The sequence below is a fragment of the Lentzea sp. NBRC 102530 genome (assembly GCF_030269365.1).
Taxonomy (GTDB): domain Bacteria; phylum Actinomycetota; class Actinomycetes; order Mycobacteriales; family Pseudonocardiaceae; genus Lentzea.
This window is the reverse complement of the sequence record NZ_BSTF01000002.1, coordinates 679405-694790: the sequence shown is the minus strand read 5'-3', so window position 1 is coordinate 694790 and position 15386 is coordinate 679405. Positions and strand designations below refer to the sequence as shown.

The window sequence follows — 15386 nt, the reverse complement described above, 5'->3', positions numbered from 1 at the left end:
CTCGTCAGCTCCACAGGCGGTCGTGGCTCGACTCGCGGTCCCAGTGCTTCGTCTCGGCGAAGAAGACCGGGTCCCGCGGGTCGAGGTGGCAGCGCACCGACTCCTCGTCGAGGTCCCCGAACCCCAGCCCCGGTGTGTCCGGCACGGCGATGTGGCCGTCCTCGATCAACGGCCGGGGCAGGCCGGTGACGAGGTCGCTCCAGAACTCGACCTCGGCCGCGTGGTGCTCCAGCGCGAGGAAGTTCTGCGTGGCGGCGGCCAGGTGCACGGACGCCATCGTCGCGATCGGGGACGCCGCGAGGTGCAACGCCATCGGGATCCCGCGTTCCTGCGCGTGATCACCGATCCGCTTGGTCTCCGCCATCCCGCCCGCCGTCGCCGGATCCGGGTGCACGACGCGGATGGCGCCGGTGTCCAGCAACGGCCGGAACCCGTCGAGCAGGTAGATGTCCTCGCCCGTGCAGGTCGGGACGGCAACGGCTTCGGTGAGCTGGCGCCACTGGTCGGTCAGCTGCCACGGGATCAGGTCCTCGATCCACGCCAGCGTGAACGGTTCCAGCGCTCGGCCGATGCGGATGCACGAGTCGAGCGCGATGTGGCCGAAGTGGTCGGCGGCGAGCGCGACGTCGTAGCCCACGATCGACCGGACGACGTCCACGTAGGACGCCAGGTGCCGCACGCCCAGATCGGTGACCTGGATCCCGGTGAACGGGTGCATCGTCGCGAGGTCCTCGCGGGCCCCGGGCGGCGCGATCAACGCCCCCGGGACGTCCCACAACAGGTCGACGCCCACGTCCATCTTGAGCATCGTGTACCCGCGCCGCCTGCGTTCCAGCAGCCGGGCTCCCATCTCGTGCGGGTCCGGCAGCGACGGGGTGTCGGCGTAGCACCGGATCCGGTCGCGGTACCGGCCACCGAGCAACGCGTGCGCGGGCACCCCGTACGCCTTGCCCGCGAGGTCCGTCAGCGCCATCTCGACGCCGGACACTCCCCCTCCCTGCCGTCCGTGGTGCCCGAACTGCCTGATCCCGCGGAAGATCTTCTCGACGTTGCAGGGGTTCTCGCCGACCAGCCGGCTCTTGAGCATCAACGCGTAGGTGGCGCTGGCCTGGTCGCGCACCTCCCCGTAGCCCACCAGCCCCTGGTTCGTCTCGATCCGGACGATCGACGAGTGGAAGGGCACGCCGGCCAGGTTCGCCACCCGCAGATCGGTGATCCGCAAGGCACTCGGACGCGACGCGGTGGCGACGTGCTCCTCCGTGATCGCCTCGCTCACCCCTTCACCGCCCCGGCGGTGAGGCCCTCGGTCAGGAACCGCTGCCCGAACGCGTACATGGTCACGACCGGGATGCTGATCAGCAGCGAGGCCGCGGCGAGCTGGCCCTGCGGCACGACGTCACCGAAGATCATCGACTGCATGCCGACCGGCAACGTCTTGTAGTCGTCCTGGGTGATGAACACGAACGCGAACAGGAACTCGTTCCACGCGTTGGTGAGCGTGAACAGCGCGACGGCGAGCAGGCCAGGTTTGGCCAGCGGCAACGTGATCCGCAGGAACGCCCCGAACCGGGTGCAGCCGTCGACCAGCGCGGCCTCCTCGAGGTCCGCCGGGATCGACCGGAAGTACCCGACGAGCAACCACGTCGCGAACGGCAGCGTGAACGTCGGGTAGGCGAGCACGAGCGACCACAACGAGTCGTTGAGGCCGATGCCGCTCATCAACTGGTACAGCGGGATGAACAGCAACGCGCCCGGCATCACGTAGGTGAGCAGGATCGTCACCGTGAAGCTCTCCGAGCCCCGGAACTTCAGGCGCGCCAACGCGTACCCGGCCAGCGCCGCGCAGACCAGCGCGATCACCGTGGACGCCACCGACACCAGGACGGTGTTGAGGTACCAGGTGCCGAACGCCCTGTCCGTGAAGAGGTTCGTGAACTGCTCGGTGGTCCACGGGGTCGGCCAGAGGTCGTCGGTGCGCGCGACGATCTGGTCGTCGGACTTGAAGGCCGTGACCGTCATCCAGTACAGCGGGGCGAGCACGAAGCCCAGCAGCCCGATCAGGGCGATGCCCGACCCCGTGCCGCCGATCAGGCGGGCCGCGAACCTGTTGCCCCGTGCGGCGAACACCGACACGACCCGTCCGACGGCGGCCGCGAGCACCACGAACACGCCCAGCACGAGCGCGGCCTTCCACACGATGTTCGGCGACGCCCAGATCAGCAGGAGCACCGAGACGAGCACGACCACCCACGGCACCGCGCGGCGCTGGGCGGGCGTGAGCCGCCTGCGGCCCAGGTCGCTCGCGCCCGGAACCTCGTTGCGGCGCATCATCCGCACGAGGACCACGACGAGCACGGCGATGATCGGCAACATCACCAGCGTGACCGCGGCGCCCGCGCCGAGTTGCAACTGCTGGATCGCCTTCGAGTAGGCCACCATCACGTACGGCGCGGTGGCGTCGCCCGGCCCGCCCTGGGTCATCAGCCAGATCAGGTCGAAGTTGTTGAACGTCCAGATCGACGACAGCAGCACCGTCACGATCATCACGTGCCGCAGGCCGGGCAGTGTGATGTGGACGAACCGCTGCCACGGCGAGGCACCGTCCACCATCGCCGCCTCGTAGAGGTGGCTGTCGATCGCCTTGAGCCCGGCCAGGAACGTCACCGTGAAGAACGGGATGCCCTTCCAGACGTTGACCAGGATGACCGACGGCATCGCGAGCGCCGGATCGGACAGCCACTCCGCCGGCCACCGGTCGACGAGCCCGATCGACGCGAGGACGGGCCCGATGCCGGAGTCGGTGAGCAGGACGTTGACGCTGCCGAAGATCGGGTCGAACAGGGACCGCCAGGTGAAGGCGGTGACGACGGTCGGCACCACCCACGGCAGCAGGATCACGCCGGCGACGATCGCGCGGCCGCGGCGCATGTGGTGCAGCATCAACGCCGCGATGAGGCCGAGGGTCACCTTGAAGATCTCGGCGTACGCGGTGAAGACGAACGAGTTCAGCACTCCTTTGTGGAACAGGGAGTCACCGATGAGGGCGGTGTAGTTGTCCAGTCCGACGAAGACCGTCTCGGCGCCGTGGCGTTCCGTGGTGCTGGTGACCACCGAGTCGACGATCGGGACGAGGATCAGGCCGGCGACCAGCACCAGCGTCGGTCCCACGAACGCCGCCGCGAGCCGCCAGTCGCGCCCGAGCAGCCGTTGGGACGGGGTCAGTGAACTCGACGTGCGCGGCGCCGGACGAGCCGGCGCCGGCCGTGTGCGCAGGTCGGTCACTGCTTGTAGCCCTGCTGCTCGAAGACCTGCACCATGCGGGCGTGGGTCGCCGCGACGGCGTCGGCCGGCTTGGTGCCCTGGATGACCGACTGCATCATGTCGGTGAGCAGGTACGCGGCGGTGGCCGCCTGTTCGCCGGGGCTCGGCGCCTGCGGGAACTTGAAGCCGGTCTTCGTGGTCACCGGCAGCGGCGTGCGGGTCTGCTCGCGCAGCGCGGGGAACGCCGGGTCACCGCTGGTGTAGTACGGGTCGGAGTCCCACACCTTGTCCCACGAGGGGTTCACCAGGCACGGCGCTCCCTTCGCGACACCGAGCAGCGCGGTGCCGCTGACCATGTACTTGGCCACGAGCTTCGCGAGGTCGGGGTTCTTCGCCCCCTTGAACACGACGAACGAGTTGGACTCGCCGAACGCCAGCGGCTTGTCGAGCGCCGGCCCGGTCGCGCCGTTGAACGCGTGGGTGTTGCCGTAGACCGGGTTGTTCTTGGTCTTCGAGTCGGCGTAGACGCTGAACTGGTTGAGCGTGAGCCCGAGGATCTGGGCGAGCCAGTTCTCGTTGTTGCTCGAGTCGGTCCAGCTGCCGATGCCGGGCGGCAGCATCGGCGCGTACTTCGGGTTCGTGTAGATGTCGCCCATGAACGTCACGGCGGCGACGGTCTCCGGGGAGTTCAGCACGACCTTCGTGCCGGTGTTGTCCGCGAGCGCGCCGCCGTAGCAGTTGATGACGTTCGCGATGAAGCCGTTGGCGTCGCCCGAGCGGTTCACCGTGAGACCCCAGCCGAAGCGCTTCTTCGCCGGGTCGGAGACCTCCAGGGCGTTGTCGCGCAACTCCTCCCACGTGTAGTGCGGTTTGAGCGGGAGCCCCTTCTCCTGGTACCAGTCCTTGCGCAGGTACATCGCCGTCGCGATGAAGTGGTACGGGATCGCGAACCAGCGGCCGCCGAAGACGCAGTAGTTGGTGGCCTCCGTCGCGGGTTCCCCGTAGAGCTTGCGCATCTCCTCGACCACGTCGGTGACGTCGGTGAGGGCGCCGAGGTTGTGCAGCTGGCCGACGAACCGCCGGTCGCTCACGAACGCGAAGTCGCGGCTGGTGCCCGCCTTCACCTCGGCGTCCATCTTCGCGACCATGTCGCCCGCGTCGCCGGAGACCAGGTCGTTGCGGACGGTGGTGCCGGTGGCCTCTGCGAAGACCTGCAACGACCTGTCCAGCGCCTTGTTCGCGGCTTCCGAGTACAGCTTCTGCGAGAGCATGCCGACCGACCCGCCGCGCAGCGAGGCCGCCTGGTCGAGCAGTGCCTGGGGCACCTGGACGTCCACCTGCGGGGCGGCGGGGCCGCCACCCCCGCATCCGGCGAGACCGAGCACGCCGAGCGCGCTCACGCCGAGGAAGGTACGCCGAGATAAGTCCGTTTTCGCTTCCATGACAACAACTCCTCCCGCGTCCGGTCAGGCGGACGCGTCCGACGGGGCGACGTTGCTACCGGCGGGACAGCGAGGTCTTCGCTGCCGGGTCGTGCATGTGGTGAAGGACTGCTGACGCGGTGTTCTGGTGCTCGTCGCGGCTAACGCCGGCGGGGTGACCGCTTGGTCTGCCGCTTCTTCTCCGCGAGGAGGTTGGAGTTGTTGGCGAGGTGCTTGCGCATCGCCGCACGGGCCCGGTCGGGGTCGCGTGCCACGAGCGCCTCGTAGATCTCCGTGTGGTCGGCGGTGGCCTTGCACAGCGCGGCGGGCGCCTCGTTGGTGATGCGGCGGCTGGCCGTGCCGAGCCAGCGCGCCGAGTACATGATCCGGTCCAGGATGCGGTTGTCCGCCGCCCGGCAGATCTCCATGTGGAACTCGTGGTCGACCTCGAGGTAGGCGTTGGGATCTCCTTCCAGCGCCTCCATCCGGCCGATCTCGTCCCGGAGCCGGTCGAGCGTCTCGTCGGTGACGAGGGCCGCGGCCATCGCGGCCAGCTCCGGTTCGAGCAGCATCCGCATCTGGTCGAGCTCCTGCAGCAGTTCGCCCACGACCTCGGCGGGCAGCCACTCGATCAGCAACGGGCTCAGGTAGTCCCACTCCGCCGGTGGGCGCACGACGACGCGGCGCCCCTGCGCCACCTCGACGATGTCCAGCGACGCCAGGACTTTCAGCGTCTCCCGCGCCACCACGCGGGACACCCCGAACTCGCGCGAGATGTCGAGCTCCGACGGCCCCCGGCCGTCCTGGAGCTCGCCGCTCACGATGCGCCGGGTCAGGTGTGCGGCCACCTGCACGGGCAGGGTCCGGACCTTGACAGCGTCCGAAGACTCTTGTCCCCTTTGCATGTCATCAGCTTATAGGACAAGTTGGGAATCGCGTTCGTCCGTTCATATGCACAACCCGGTGGCGGGAGAGAGCAATGCGGATCGTGAACGTCAGTACGGCGGTGGTCGCCTACCACGGTGAGGCCACGCTGGTCCGGATCGACACCGACGAGGGTCTCAGTGGTTACGGCGAGGCCAATCCCGACGCCGGCGCGGCCGGCGTGGTCGGGATGATCAAGTTCCTGACCCCCCTCCTGATCGGGGAGGACCCGCGCAACGTCGAGCGGTGCTGGGAGAAGCTCCGGCGCGGCAAGGTGTTCGCGGGACCCCAGGGCGGGGTGTTCGTGATCGCCCTGTCCGGCATCGAGCTCGCGCTGTGGGACCTCGCGGGCAAGGCGGCGGGCCAGCCCGTGCACCGGCTGCTCGGCGGCAAGTTCCGCGACCGGATCCGCCTCTACGCCGACTGCGGCGACGGGGACGACCCGGCCGGGTCGGTGTCCGGGTGCGTGGACCGGGCCCAGCGGATGGTCGCCGAGGGCTTCACCGCGCTCAAGTTCGACGTCGACGACATGAGCCACCCGGCGAAGTTCGACGACTTCAACCACACGGTCAACGCGGCCGAGCTGCGGTCGATGGTCGCGCGCGTGGCCGCCGTCCGCGAGGCGATCGGGCCCGACGTCGACCTCGCCATCGACCTGCACGCCCGCTACGACGTGCCGAGCGCGTGCCGGATCGCGCGGGCGCTCGAACCGTTCGACCTGATGTGGCTCGAGGAACCGCTGCCGGCCGAGAACGTCGACGCGCTGGTGCGGGTGCGGTCGCAGACCAGCACACCCATCTGCGCGGGTGAGAACCTCTACCTGCGCTGGGGGTTCCGCGAGCTGCTCGAACGCGGCGCCGTGGACGTGATCGAACCGGACGTGCCGAAGTGCGGCGGCCTCGCGGAGGCCAAGAAGATCGCCAACCTGGCGGAGCTGCACTACGTCCCGTTCGCACCGCACCTGGTGTCGACGCCGCTGGGCACGATGGCCACGTCGCACCAGTGCGCGGCGATCCCCAACTTCTACGTCCAGGAGTGGCACGCCCTGGAGGAGCGGGAGGTGTGGGACAGCTACGTCCACGCCCCGGACGGGAGCGGCTCGATCGTGAAGGACGGCTACATCACGCTGCCCGACACCCCCGGGATCGGCGTGGAGCTCGACATGGACGGTGTGCGGGCGCACGCCGTCGCGGGCTACGGGGTGTTCGAGTGACGGGTCACCTCTGAGTCCACAGTGGAGTGGAACCGGTCGGCGCGTGCGGGCGCGTCGGCCGAAACCAGTCTCCGTCCAATCTGCGTCCAGTCCGCCCGGCGAGGCTGAAGCCTGTTCGACACTGCAACCAGAGGGGTGTTCCAGTGTTCACACGCTTCACACGCCTGTCCGCGGCAGCCGTGGCGGCCCTGACCCTGATCGTGATCGCGGCTCCGGCGGCCTCGGCGTCGTCGGAGAAGCCCGCGCTGGAGGCGGTCTCGTCGGCCGGCGCGGGCGACGTCAAGACCACCGCGTGGCCGATCAGCCCGCCCCGCGCGTTTCCGCCCGGCACTCCCTGCTACCGCGAGGAGGTCGTGGAGTCCATCTACGAGACCAGCCAGGGCACGAAGATGTACGACTTCTTCTTCGGGGCGAACGTCTGCATCTTCAACGACCAGATCCTCGTGTACGACCCCGAATCGGAGGTGTACTACCCGAACGGCGTGCAGGACCCGCGCCTGGCGTCGGTGGCGTTCGCCGTGAGGAACAGGATCGCCCCGGTCGACCCGAACGACGTGCTCACGTACTCGGCGCTCACCGTGTACTTCTGCCCCGACCTGCCCCAGCCGAGCGGGTGCCAGGTGTACGACCACCAGCTGGGACTCGAGTTCACCCGCGGCTGGGTGTACCCGATCGGCCGTTTCCTGCGCATCGCCTGACCTCGTGGAGGACCGGCCGGTCGGTTCGCGGACCGGCCGGTCCTCTTCCGGGCGAGGGTGTCCTCCCAGGACCGCAGGGACGACCTGACGGCATCGCGGTTGCGCTGCACCACGTCCAGGCGCCGCCCGATGCACTCCGGCGCGCTGCTGACGGTCGACGGCGGCTTCAGCGTCTGACCGGCCTCACGCCCCGGGACCGTCGACGGCCCGCAGCACGGTGGTCAGCTGCCAGTCGACGGTCCCGTGGTCGATCGTGGCGTGCACGGGCGAGTTCCCCATCTCGCCCGTGATGCCGCACGAGGAACGTCCGGCGTCACCCGGCACCGGGTTAGGGTGTGATCGTGCCGAACCTCGACTTCTTCGCCGCCGGTGACGACTGGACCGCGGTGCTGGAGACCGTGTTCGGTCTCGGGGTGTTCCGCGTGTTCGAGTCCGACTCGGAACCGGGGACGGAGTTGCGGGAGTTCCGCTCCGCCGCGGAGGCCGCGGGTGATCAGCGGGCCTGGCACCTGTCGTTGTTCGTCGACGGGGCGGGGCCGGAACCTCTGCGCAGCCGCATCGACTTCCTGCCCGGGGTGTCCCCGGAGGCCCCGTTCCGCTACACCTGCGAGGGCTGGGGCCTCATCCAGCTCGATCGCGGCAGGGTCGACGGGGTGCGGGAGTTGGGGTGGAGCCACACGAACCACAACTCCGAGAAGCGCGCTTCCGCGTGGGCGGCGACCAACCCGGAACTGGGTGACCCCGCCGAGTGGGACTGGGCCGCCGTCACCAGCGCCTCCGGCCGACTCAACCGGGCGATCCGGCGGAGGGCGGTGGACAAGATCGGGTCCCGGCCGGTGCTGCCGCACGCCCAGCGGTTCATCGCGGAGGCCGGGCTGCGCTTCGTGTACGGCACGGGGATTCACTCGACGACGGTGTAGCCGGCGGTCACTCCCGCGAGGTGTACGCGACCGCCCACGCGTTCAGGCGAGCGAGCGCGTCGGCGAACTCCACTTCGGACAGCACGACCTCGAAGAAGTAGAACGTCCGGTTCCAGTCGGCGTCGATCGACTGCTTGAGCGGCGTCGCGACCGGGTCCCCGGTCGTGCGGACGACGTGCACGACGGCACCTCGCGGTGCCACGCCCGCAGCCCGCTCCGGGCGGACCTCGAACCGGACGAACTCGTCCCACGGCACGACCTCGGCGGCGCGGGTCGCGGGGTGGACCAGCACACCGCGCGGTCCGAAGTGGACACCCGTGCGCCCCGCCCTCCACAGGAAGCAGGCCATCCCCGCGCAGAGCGCGATCGCGGAGGACATCCCCCACCACCCGACCACCTTGCCCGGCGCCACCAGGACCATCCCCGCGAACAACACGGCGAACGCGGCGAAGATCACCGCGAAGATCACGACACCCGGCAGCTCGTTCTCGTCCGGCACGATCCGCTTCCACTCCCCCACGTCCGCATTGTCCGGCATGCGGTGGGGCCCGACAAGGCGGACAAATGCGTTGCGCGGCACCGGGCGTGCCGCCGAAGCTACGGCGTGTGGGAATGATGGACGCCGTCGCGGCTCGCGTCGCGCAGGGCGAGAGGGTGCAGTTCCGGCCGACCGGCTCGTCGATGGTGCCGTTGATCGTCAGCCGCCAGCTCGTGACCGTCGCCCCGGTCGACACGGCGAAGCTCGAGGTGGACGACATCGTCCTGGTCCGGGTCGCCGGAACCGTGTACCTGCATCGGGTCACCGCGATCGCGGGCCAGCGGGTGCAGATCGGGAACAACCGGGGCGGGATCAACGGCTGGACGTCCAGGGACCGGGTCTTCGGGCTCTGCGTGGAGGTGGACGGCGTGCCGCGCAAGGACATCGCGGGCAAGGTCCTGAAGAACGAAGACAGCCCCTGACTGCGGACACCCCGGGTGGCGGTCGTCACAACGGGTGGAAGCTGACACCGGTGTCATCGAATAGCTTCGCGTCGTCCCGAACCGACGGCCGAGGAGCAGGCGATCATGGGTGAAGTGCTGGGGTACAAGGAGTTCGGCGGCGCCGAGGTGCAGTTGTCCTTCGAGCGGCCGGATCCCGTGCCCGGACCGGCGGAGGTGCTCGTGCGCGTCGCGGCCGCCGGGGTCAACCCGCTCGACCACAAGCTGCGGTCGGGCCACGGCACCGCGTTGAACGGCCACGTGCCGTTCCCCCAGGTCCTCGGGATGGAGGCGGCCGGCACGGTGCTGGCCGTGGGATCCGACGTGACCGGGCTGGCCGTCGGCGACCGCGTCACCGGGTTCGCGCTGACCGGCGCGGGCACGTACGCGGAGACCACGCTGCTGCTCGGGGAGTCCACCGCGCGCATCCCGGACGCGTTGCCGGAGACGTGGGCGGCGACCATTCCCGTCGCCGGCACCACCGCGCTCGACGTGCTCGACCAGCTGGACCTGCCCGCTGGCGCGTCGCTGCTGGTCAACGGCATCGGCGGCGGTGTGGGCATCGCGCTGGCCCAGCTCGCGCGGGACCGGGGACTGGTCGTGACCGGCACGGCCGGGCCGGCCAAGCGGGACCTCGTGACGGCGACCGGCGCGACGTTCGTCGACTACACCGGGGGCGACGTCGTGGAACGGCTCCGCGCGCTCGCTCCCGGAGGTTTCGCCGCCGTGGCCGACAACGTGGGTGGTGACTCGCTGCGCGCGGTGGCCTCGCTGGTCGCGGACCGGGGCGCGATCGTCTCCGTCGGCGACCCGGCCGTGACCGAACTGGGCGGCGAGGTGGTGCGCCGCCGCCTCGACCGGGCGAACCTCGAACGCGTCGCCGCGCTGATGACCGAAGGACGCCTGGATCCGCACATCACGAGGACGTACCCGCTGGCGGACGCGGCCGAGGCGCTCGCGCTCGTCGAGTCGGGGCACGCCACGGGCAAGCTCGTCCTCGACCTGAGCCTCTGACCGGGCTGCTCAGGCGGCGCCGGCCTGGTGCCGGTAGCGCGTGTTGATCTCGATCAGCTCGTCGAGCGCCGACCTGGCCTCGACGAGCCGGCCGATGTCGGCGGTCAGCCTGTCGCGTTCGCCGAGCATCGTGGTGAACGCGTCCTGCGCCACCTCGGTGCCACCGGTGTCGACGCAGGGCATCAGCCGGGCGATCACCCTGCTGCTCAGGCCGGCGTCGAACAACCTGCGGATGATCTCGATCCGCGCGACCTCGCCGGCCGCGTAGTGCCGTTGCCCGCCGGTCGACCGCGTGCTGTGCACCAGCCCCTGCTGCTCGTAGTACCGCAGCGACCGGGCGCTGACGCCGGTCAGCCGTGCCAGTTCGCCGATCTTCATCGTCCGGGCGTCGGAGTTCGTGGCCACGCGACCAGCCTACGGCTCCTCGGCACGGTCACCGCCGGGCGAGCGCTCCGGCCAGTGCGCGGGTCCTCGACTGGGTGGCGGCGTCGAGGTCGTGGTGGGCGGTCAGGACCACCTCCGTCGCACCCGCCTCGACGTACTCGCGCACCCCCTCGGCGACCGCGTCCTCGTCACCGATCAGGGCGAGGTCCACGGGGTTCTCGGTGCCGTTGAGCTCGAGAACCCTGCGGTAGGACTTGAACCGGGTGTAGAAGGCGAGGCCGTCCGCCATGGTGCGCCGCGCCTCCACGTCGGTGGTGACCGCGGCCGGGACCAGGGCGACCACCCGCGGGGCCGGCCGTCCGGCGGCGTTCGCGGCAGCGGTGATCGCCGGGACGACGTGCTCCGCCAGCGCCCGCGGTCCGGCGAGGTAGGGCACCGTTCCGTCGGCCAGCTCACCGGTGACGCGCAGGGCCTGCGGCGCCATGGCCGCGACGAGCAGCGGGGTGCGGGTGGCGCCGGGCACGTGGGTCGGCAGCAGCGAGCGCGCGGTGATCAGGTCGCCCTCGTGCGCCACCGGTTCGCCGCGCAGCAGCGGTCCCAGTGCGGTCAGGAACTCCCGCAGCCGGGCCACCGGCCGTTCCCACGGCAGCCCGAACGCCTCCTCGACGATCGGCGGCGCGCCCAGCGCGACGGCCAGGTGGAAGCGCCCGCCCGTCGCGGCCTGCGCGGTCTGGGCCTGGCTGCCGACGAGCAGCGGGTGGCGGCCGAACACGGGCACCGCCGACACCCCCACGTCGACACCGGGTACGCGGGTGCCGACGAGCCCGGCCAGTCCGACGGCGTCGTAGTCCAGCCGCTGCCCCATCCAGACCGAATCGACGCCGTGCGCCGCGGCCTCCCGCGCCTCGGCGACGGCGGCCTCCACCAGGTTGGTGCCGCCCGTGCCCGCCAGGGTGACCCCGTACCGCACAGCTCGCGTAGTGATCGACATGCCTCCATGTCACCCGCCGCAGCGAGCGCCGGTGGTGCCGATACCCGTCAACGGGACGCTTGATGCCCGCCGGGCATCAGTCGGGCGAGCCGCTTCCCGGTGCCGGGGCAGTGTTCCCGCGTCACGGAGAGGAACGCGCCGAGCGGGGGCGAGCCGTCGGTGCGGCGGAAGGCCATCGTCAGGTCCGGCAACCGCAACCGTGGGCCGATCTCCACCGCCACGGTCTCCTGCCGCACCGCCCGCCGCGCGCTCGAGGGCACCAGCCCGACCCCCATCCCGCACGCCGCGAGCCCGATCACCGTGTGCACGTCCCGCGCCTGCGTGACCCCGCCCGCGGTGGCGAGCAACGGCGCCAGCACCCGCACCGCGGCCGGTTCGTCGGCGGCGGGCGCGGCGATGAGCGGCTGACCGCGCAACTGCTCGGGAGAGAGCGCGGGCAGCCCGGCGAACGGGTGCCCGCGGTGGCACACGGCGATGAGGTGGTCCCCGGCCACCGGCACCGACGTGAGCCGCTCGGCTCCGTCCCCGGTCGGCGCGCCCCGGCAGAACGCCAGGTCGACCTCCCCCGCGAGCAGCGCGGTGGCGGCCTGCACCGTCGACATCTCCCGGCAGTCCAGGCTCACCGCGGGATGCACGGAACGGAACCGCGCCAGCAGCGACGGCAGCAGTTCGATGAGCGCCTCGCTGACGAACCCGAGCCGCAACGACCCGGTCTGCCCGCGCGCGGCCTGCCGGGCCTCCGTCGCCCCCGCCTCGACCTGTTCGAGCACCTTGCGGGCGTGCACGACGTAGACCTCGCCCGCCGCGGTGGGCACGACGCCGCGCGGCGTCCGTTCGAACAGCGCCGTCCCGAGTTCGCGCTCGACCGCGCCGACCTGCCGCGACAGCGACGGCTGGGTCAACCCGAGCGCCTGGGCGGCGCGCCGGAAGTGGCGGTGTTCGGCCACCGCGACGACGTACCGGAGTTGTCTGAGCTCCACGCCCATCAGCACACCACACCGATGCCCGGCGGGCATCGATCGCACTCTAGTGCTGCTCGCACTGCCTGGGGCCGAAGCCGGTGATCGCGAGCCCCAGCAGGCGTTCGGGATCCGCGCCGGGGTCGTGGTCCGCCAGCAGCGAGATCGCGTTCACCAGGGACAGCACCTCCCCGACCGTGACGTCCGCCCGCACCTGCCCCGCCCCCTTGGCCGCCACCAGCAGGGGTGCCACCGCGGCCTCAAGGGCGTCGTGGCCGCAGAAACCCCCGTGGTGCTCGTCCGCCGCCGGGACCAGGGTCGTGGCGAGCCCCCGGTTGGCCAGCGTGTGGTCCAGCACCGCCTGCAACCAGTGGAAGAGCGCGGGTCCCGGCGGGTGTTCCGCCGCCAGCCGGGAGGCCTCCGCCGCGACCGCGCCGGTGCTGTCCTGGAAGACCGCCTCCACGAGTTCGCGCCGCGACCGGAAGTGGCGGTGCAGCGTGGCCGACCCCACCCCCGCGTCCTTCGCGATCGCCTCCAGGGAGGCGTCCACCCCGTGCCGGCGGAACGCGGCTTCGGCGGCGCGCACGATCCGCTCACGGCTGCGCAGGGCGTCGGCCCGCAAGGTCTTCATCCACCGCTCCGTTGCCAACTGGGGTCAGGCCCCATATCGTAGCAACGACAAACGGGGGCACCCCCCATTTAGACGGAGGCAAGTGATGACGGACGTGGTGGTCGTGACGGGCGCGACCGGGCAGCAGGGTGGAGCGGTGGCACGGCGGCTCCTCGAGAACGGCGTGCCGGTGCGCGCGCTGGTGCGGCGCCCCGAGGCGGCGCAGGCCCTCGCCGACGCCGGGGCCGACCTGGCGACGGGCGACCTGACCGATCCGGACTCGCTGGTGGCGGCGTTGCGGGGCGCGCGGGCGGTGTTCTCGGTGCAGACCCCCAGCCTCGCGGACGTCGGTTCGGACGCCGAGAAGGTGATGGGACTCAACTTGGTCGCGGCCGCGCGCCAGGCCGGCGTGGCGCAGTTCGTGCACTCCTCCGTGTCCGGTGTCGGCGACTACCTGCGCGCCGCCGCGCTGGGGCGGGCGGCACACCGGGGCGACCCGCACTACTGGCTGAGCAAGGCGGCGGTCGGGCAGGCGTTGCCCGACAGCGGTTTCGAGGCGTGGACCGAACTGCGGCCCGCGTTCTTCGCGACGAACCTGCGCCGCCCGTCCATCTGGTTCGAGGGCATGACCGGCGAGACGATCGTGACCGCGCTGGACCCGGACAAGCCGATGGCGGTCATCGTCCCCGACGACATCGGCACGGCCGCGGCGGCCGCGTTCGCCGACCCCGCCCGGTTCCACGGCCACGCGATCGAACTGGCGGGCGAGCTGCTGTCGTTGCGGGACATGGCGGAGGCGCTGACGGCCGCCGGCTTCCCCGCGCACGTCGAACACGTCACGGTCGAACAGGGCGAGGCCCGCGGCATGCTCCCGCTGCTGCTCGCCAACCAGGCGGGCATGAACACCACCGAGATCTCGGCGGACCCTGCGGTCGCGGCCCGGTTCGGCGTTCCGATGACCTCGTTCGCGGACTGGGCGAAGCAGCAGGTCCACTGAGGACGGCCGGCGGGCCGGTCCACCCCGGCGCGCACGCCGGCGCCGGTCTCGTCGGGCCGGTCCGGGGGGCAACGGCGTACCACGTCGTGAGATCGATGATCGAGTGGTTGGCGGGCGTCACCACCACACGGCAGTCTCGGACCCGCTCGATCCTCGACGTGGAAAGTCGGAAGCGGTGACCTGGTACCAGTGCGCCGCCGGGTTCGCGGCCGGACTGGTGATCGCGCCCGTCGGCGTGTCCGGCGCGGTGTTCCTGCTCCCCGTCCAGCTGAGCGTGCTGGGCGTGCCGAGTCCTTCGGTCACGCCGACGAACCTGCTGTTCAACATCGTCGCCACGCCCGGCGCCCTGCTCCGCTACCGCGGCCGCCCGCACGACGGGCTCACCCGCGAACTCCTCGCCGGCACCCTCCCCGGCGTCGTCCTCGGCACGCTGGTCAGGGTCTTCGCCGTGCCGGGCGCCCGCGAGTTCCGGCTCGTCGTCTCCGCGGTCCTGCTGCCGCTGGGTGCCTGGCTGTGCTGGCAAACCCTGAAGCCACACCGAACTCCGCCGCGCGGGCGGCCGTCGTCCAGGACGATCGCGGTGCTGGGTCTCGCGGCCGGGGTGGTCGGCGGGATCTACGGCATCGGAGGCGGTTCGCTGCTCGAACCGGTGCTCGCCGGGCTGGGTCTGCCCCTGGCCGTGGTGGCACCGGCGGCGCTCGCCTCCACGTTCGTCACCTCGGTCGTCGGCGCCCTCACCTACGCCGTGCTCGCGGTGACGACCACGGCGGGCTCGGCACCGCAGTGGCTGCTCGGACTCTCCTGCGGCGTCGGCGGGTTGCTCGGCGGCTACCTCGGTGCCCGGCTCCAGCCCCGCGTGCCCGAACTCCTCCTGCGGCGGCTGCTCGGAGCCCTCGCCGTCGGCCTGGCGCTGCTCTACGTGACCCAGGCCATCCGCTGACCTGAACCGATCGGGGAACCAGACGCGGGTCGCAGCCGACTACGTCTCCAACCCCCGCACTCCCTCCCCACCACCG

Annotated in this window: 17 protein-coding genes; 7 read left to right on the top strand and 10 right to left on the bottom strand. The window is 71.2% G+C overall.

What is annotated here, in order from left to right; all coding sequences use genetic code 11:
- Positions 1–4: 4 nt before the first annotated feature.
- The 4 genes from QSK25_RS06780 to QSK25_RS06765 form a co-directional block, all read right to left on the bottom strand.
- Positions 5–1276 (bottom strand): mandelate racemase/muconate lactonizing enzyme family protein, encoded by a 1272-nt coding sequence (locus QSK25_RS06780; RefSeq protein ID WP_285634759.1) that lies wholly within the window; start codon positions 1274–1276, stop codon positions 5–7.
- Positions 1273–3282 carry an ABC transporter permease gene (locus QSK25_RS06775; RefSeq protein WP_285634756.1) on the bottom strand — a complete coding sequence of 670 codons (2010 nt, stop codon included), beginning with the start codon at positions 3280–3282 and terminating at the stop codon, positions 1273–1275. The genes QSK25_RS06780 and QSK25_RS06775 overlap by 4 nt, the downstream gene beginning before the upstream one ends.
- Positions 3279–4661, bottom strand: coding sequence for an extracellular solute-binding protein (locus QSK25_RS06770; RefSeq protein ID WP_285634753.1), 1383 nt, complete (start codon positions 4659–4661; stop codon positions 3279–3281). Before QSK25_RS06770 ends, QSK25_RS06775 begins: the two co-directional genes overlap by 4 nt.
- A 182-nt stretch (positions 4662–4843) precedes the next feature.
- On the bottom strand, positions 4844–5587 hold the full coding sequence (locus QSK25_RS06765; RefSeq protein ID WP_285634750.1) for a FadR/GntR family transcriptional regulator: 744 nt from the start codon (positions 5585–5587) through the stop codon (positions 4844–4846).
- A gap of 74 nt (positions 5588–5661) precedes the next feature.
- Between QSK25_RS06765 and QSK25_RS06760 the strand changes: the two genes are divergently transcribed.
- Both QSK25_RS06760 and QSK25_RS06755 read left to right on the top strand, forming a co-directional pair.
- Positions 5662–6819 carry a mandelate racemase/muconate lactonizing enzyme family protein gene (locus QSK25_RS06760; protein WP_285634747.1) on the top strand — a complete coding sequence of 386 codons (1158 nt, stop codon included), beginning with the start codon at positions 5662–5664 and terminating at the stop codon, positions 6817–6819.
- Positions 6820–6962: 143 nt separating this feature from the next.
- Complete coding sequence (locus QSK25_RS06755; protein ID WP_285634744.1) at positions 6963–7517, top strand: hypothetical protein; 555 nt, start codon at positions 6963–6965, stop codon at positions 7515–7517.
- Between the two features lie 183 nt (positions 7518–7700).
- On the opposite strand, the gene QSK25_RS06750 is transcribed toward QSK25_RS06755, so the two are convergent.
- Positions 7701–7841 carry a hypothetical protein gene (locus QSK25_RS06750; protein ID WP_285634742.1) on the bottom strand — a complete coding sequence of 47 codons (141 nt, stop codon included), beginning with the start codon at positions 7839–7841 and terminating at the stop codon, positions 7701–7703.
- A 17-nt stretch (positions 7842–7858) separates the two neighbouring features.
- On the opposite strand from QSK25_RS06750, the gene QSK25_RS06745 reads away from it, so the two are divergent.
- Positions 7859–8437 carry a hypothetical protein gene (locus QSK25_RS06745; RefSeq protein WP_285634740.1) on the top strand — a complete coding sequence of 193 codons (579 nt, stop codon included), beginning with the start codon at positions 7859–7861 and terminating at the stop codon, positions 8435–8437.
- Between the two features lie 7 nt (positions 8438–8444).
- Here the strand turns inward: QSK25_RS06745 and QSK25_RS06740 are convergent, their stop codons facing one another.
- Positions 8445–8957 carry a hypothetical protein gene (locus QSK25_RS06740; protein WP_285634738.1) on the bottom strand — a complete coding sequence of 171 codons (513 nt, stop codon included), beginning with the start codon at positions 8955–8957 and terminating at the stop codon, positions 8445–8447.
- A gap of 86 nt (positions 8958–9043) precedes the next feature.
- On the opposite strand from QSK25_RS06740, the gene QSK25_RS06735 reads away from it, so the two are divergent.
- Entirely contained in the window at positions 9044–9397 is a 354-nt protein-coding gene (locus QSK25_RS06735) for a S26 family signal peptidase (protein ID WP_285634735.1), read from the top strand.
- 105 nt (positions 9398–9502) lie between these two features.
- Positions 9503–10429, top strand: a complete 927-nt coding sequence (locus tag QSK25_RS06730) for an NADP-dependent oxidoreductase (RefSeq protein ID WP_285634732.1) — start codon at positions 9503–9505, stop codon at positions 10427–10429.
- 9 nt (positions 10430–10438) lie between these two features.
- Here QSK25_RS06730 and QSK25_RS06725 read toward each other — a convergent pair whose 3' ends face one another.
- From QSK25_RS06725 to QSK25_RS06710, 4 genes are read right to left on the bottom strand one after another with little or no spacing between them, the layout of a single operon-like run.
- Positions 10439–10834 (bottom strand): MerR family transcriptional regulator, encoded by a 396-nt coding sequence (locus tag QSK25_RS06725; RefSeq protein WP_352235711.1) that lies wholly within the window; start codon positions 10832–10834, stop codon positions 10439–10441.
- Between the two features lie 28 nt (positions 10835–10862).
- Positions 10863–11804 carry a TIGR03564 family F420-dependent LLM class oxidoreductase gene (locus QSK25_RS06720; RefSeq protein ID WP_285634729.1) on the bottom strand — a complete coding sequence of 314 codons (942 nt, stop codon included), beginning with the start codon at positions 11802–11804 and terminating at the stop codon, positions 10863–10865.
- A 47-nt stretch (positions 11805–11851) separates the two neighbouring features.
- Positions 11852–12820: a LysR family transcriptional regulator gene (locus QSK25_RS06715; protein ID WP_285634726.1), complete on the bottom strand. Its 969-nt coding sequence runs from the start codon at positions 12818–12820 to the stop codon at positions 11852–11854.
- A 10-nt stretch (positions 12821–12830) separates the two neighbouring features.
- Entirely contained in the window at positions 12831–13394 is a 564-nt protein-coding gene (locus QSK25_RS06710) for a TetR/AcrR family transcriptional regulator (protein WP_285634722.1), read from the bottom strand.
- A gap of 85 nt (positions 13395–13479) precedes the next feature.
- Here QSK25_RS06710 and QSK25_RS06705 point away from each other — a divergent pair, with 85 nt between their 5' ends.
- Both QSK25_RS06705 and QSK25_RS06700 read left to right on the top strand, forming a co-directional pair.
- Entirely contained in the window at positions 13480–14370 is an 891-nt protein-coding gene (locus QSK25_RS06705) for an SDR family oxidoreductase (RefSeq protein WP_285634719.1), read from the top strand.
- Between the two features lie 175 nt (positions 14371–14545).
- A complete protein-coding gene (locus tag QSK25_RS06700; protein ID WP_285634716.1) occupies positions 14546–15310 on the top strand; it encodes a TSUP family transporter in 765 nt (254 codons plus the stop codon).
- Positions 15311–15386: the final 76 nt, after the last annotated feature.

Bases quoted from the DNA above. Each gene is read 5' to 3' on its own strand.
- QSK25_RS06765 (WP_285634750.1), bottom strand. From the start codon at position 5,587: ATGCAAAGGGGACAAGAGTCTTCGGACGCTGTCAAGGTCCGGACCCTG.
- QSK25_RS06760 (WP_285634747.1), top strand. From the start codon at position 5,662: ATGCGGATCGTGAACGTCAGTACGGCGGTGGTCGCCTACCACGGTGAG.
- QSK25_RS06730 (WP_285634732.1), top strand. From the start codon at position 9,503: ATGGGTGAAGTGCTGGGGTACAAGGAGTTCGGCGGCGCCGAGGTGCAG.
- QSK25_RS06720 (WP_285634729.1), bottom strand. From the start codon at position 11,804: ATGTCGATCACTACGCGAGCTGTGCGGTACGGGGTCACCCTGGCGGGC.
- QSK25_RS06715 (WP_285634726.1), bottom strand. From the start codon at position 12,820: ATGCCCGCCGGGCATCGGTGTGGTGTGCTGATGGGCGTGGAGCTCAGA.
- QSK25_RS06710 (WP_285634722.1), bottom strand. From the start codon at position 13,394: ATGAAGACCTTGCGGGCCGACGCCCTGCGCAGCCGTGAGCGGATCGTG.
- QSK25_RS06705 (WP_285634719.1), top strand. From the start codon at position 13,480: ATGACGGACGTGGTGGTCGTGACGGGCGCGACCGGGCAGCAGGGTGGA.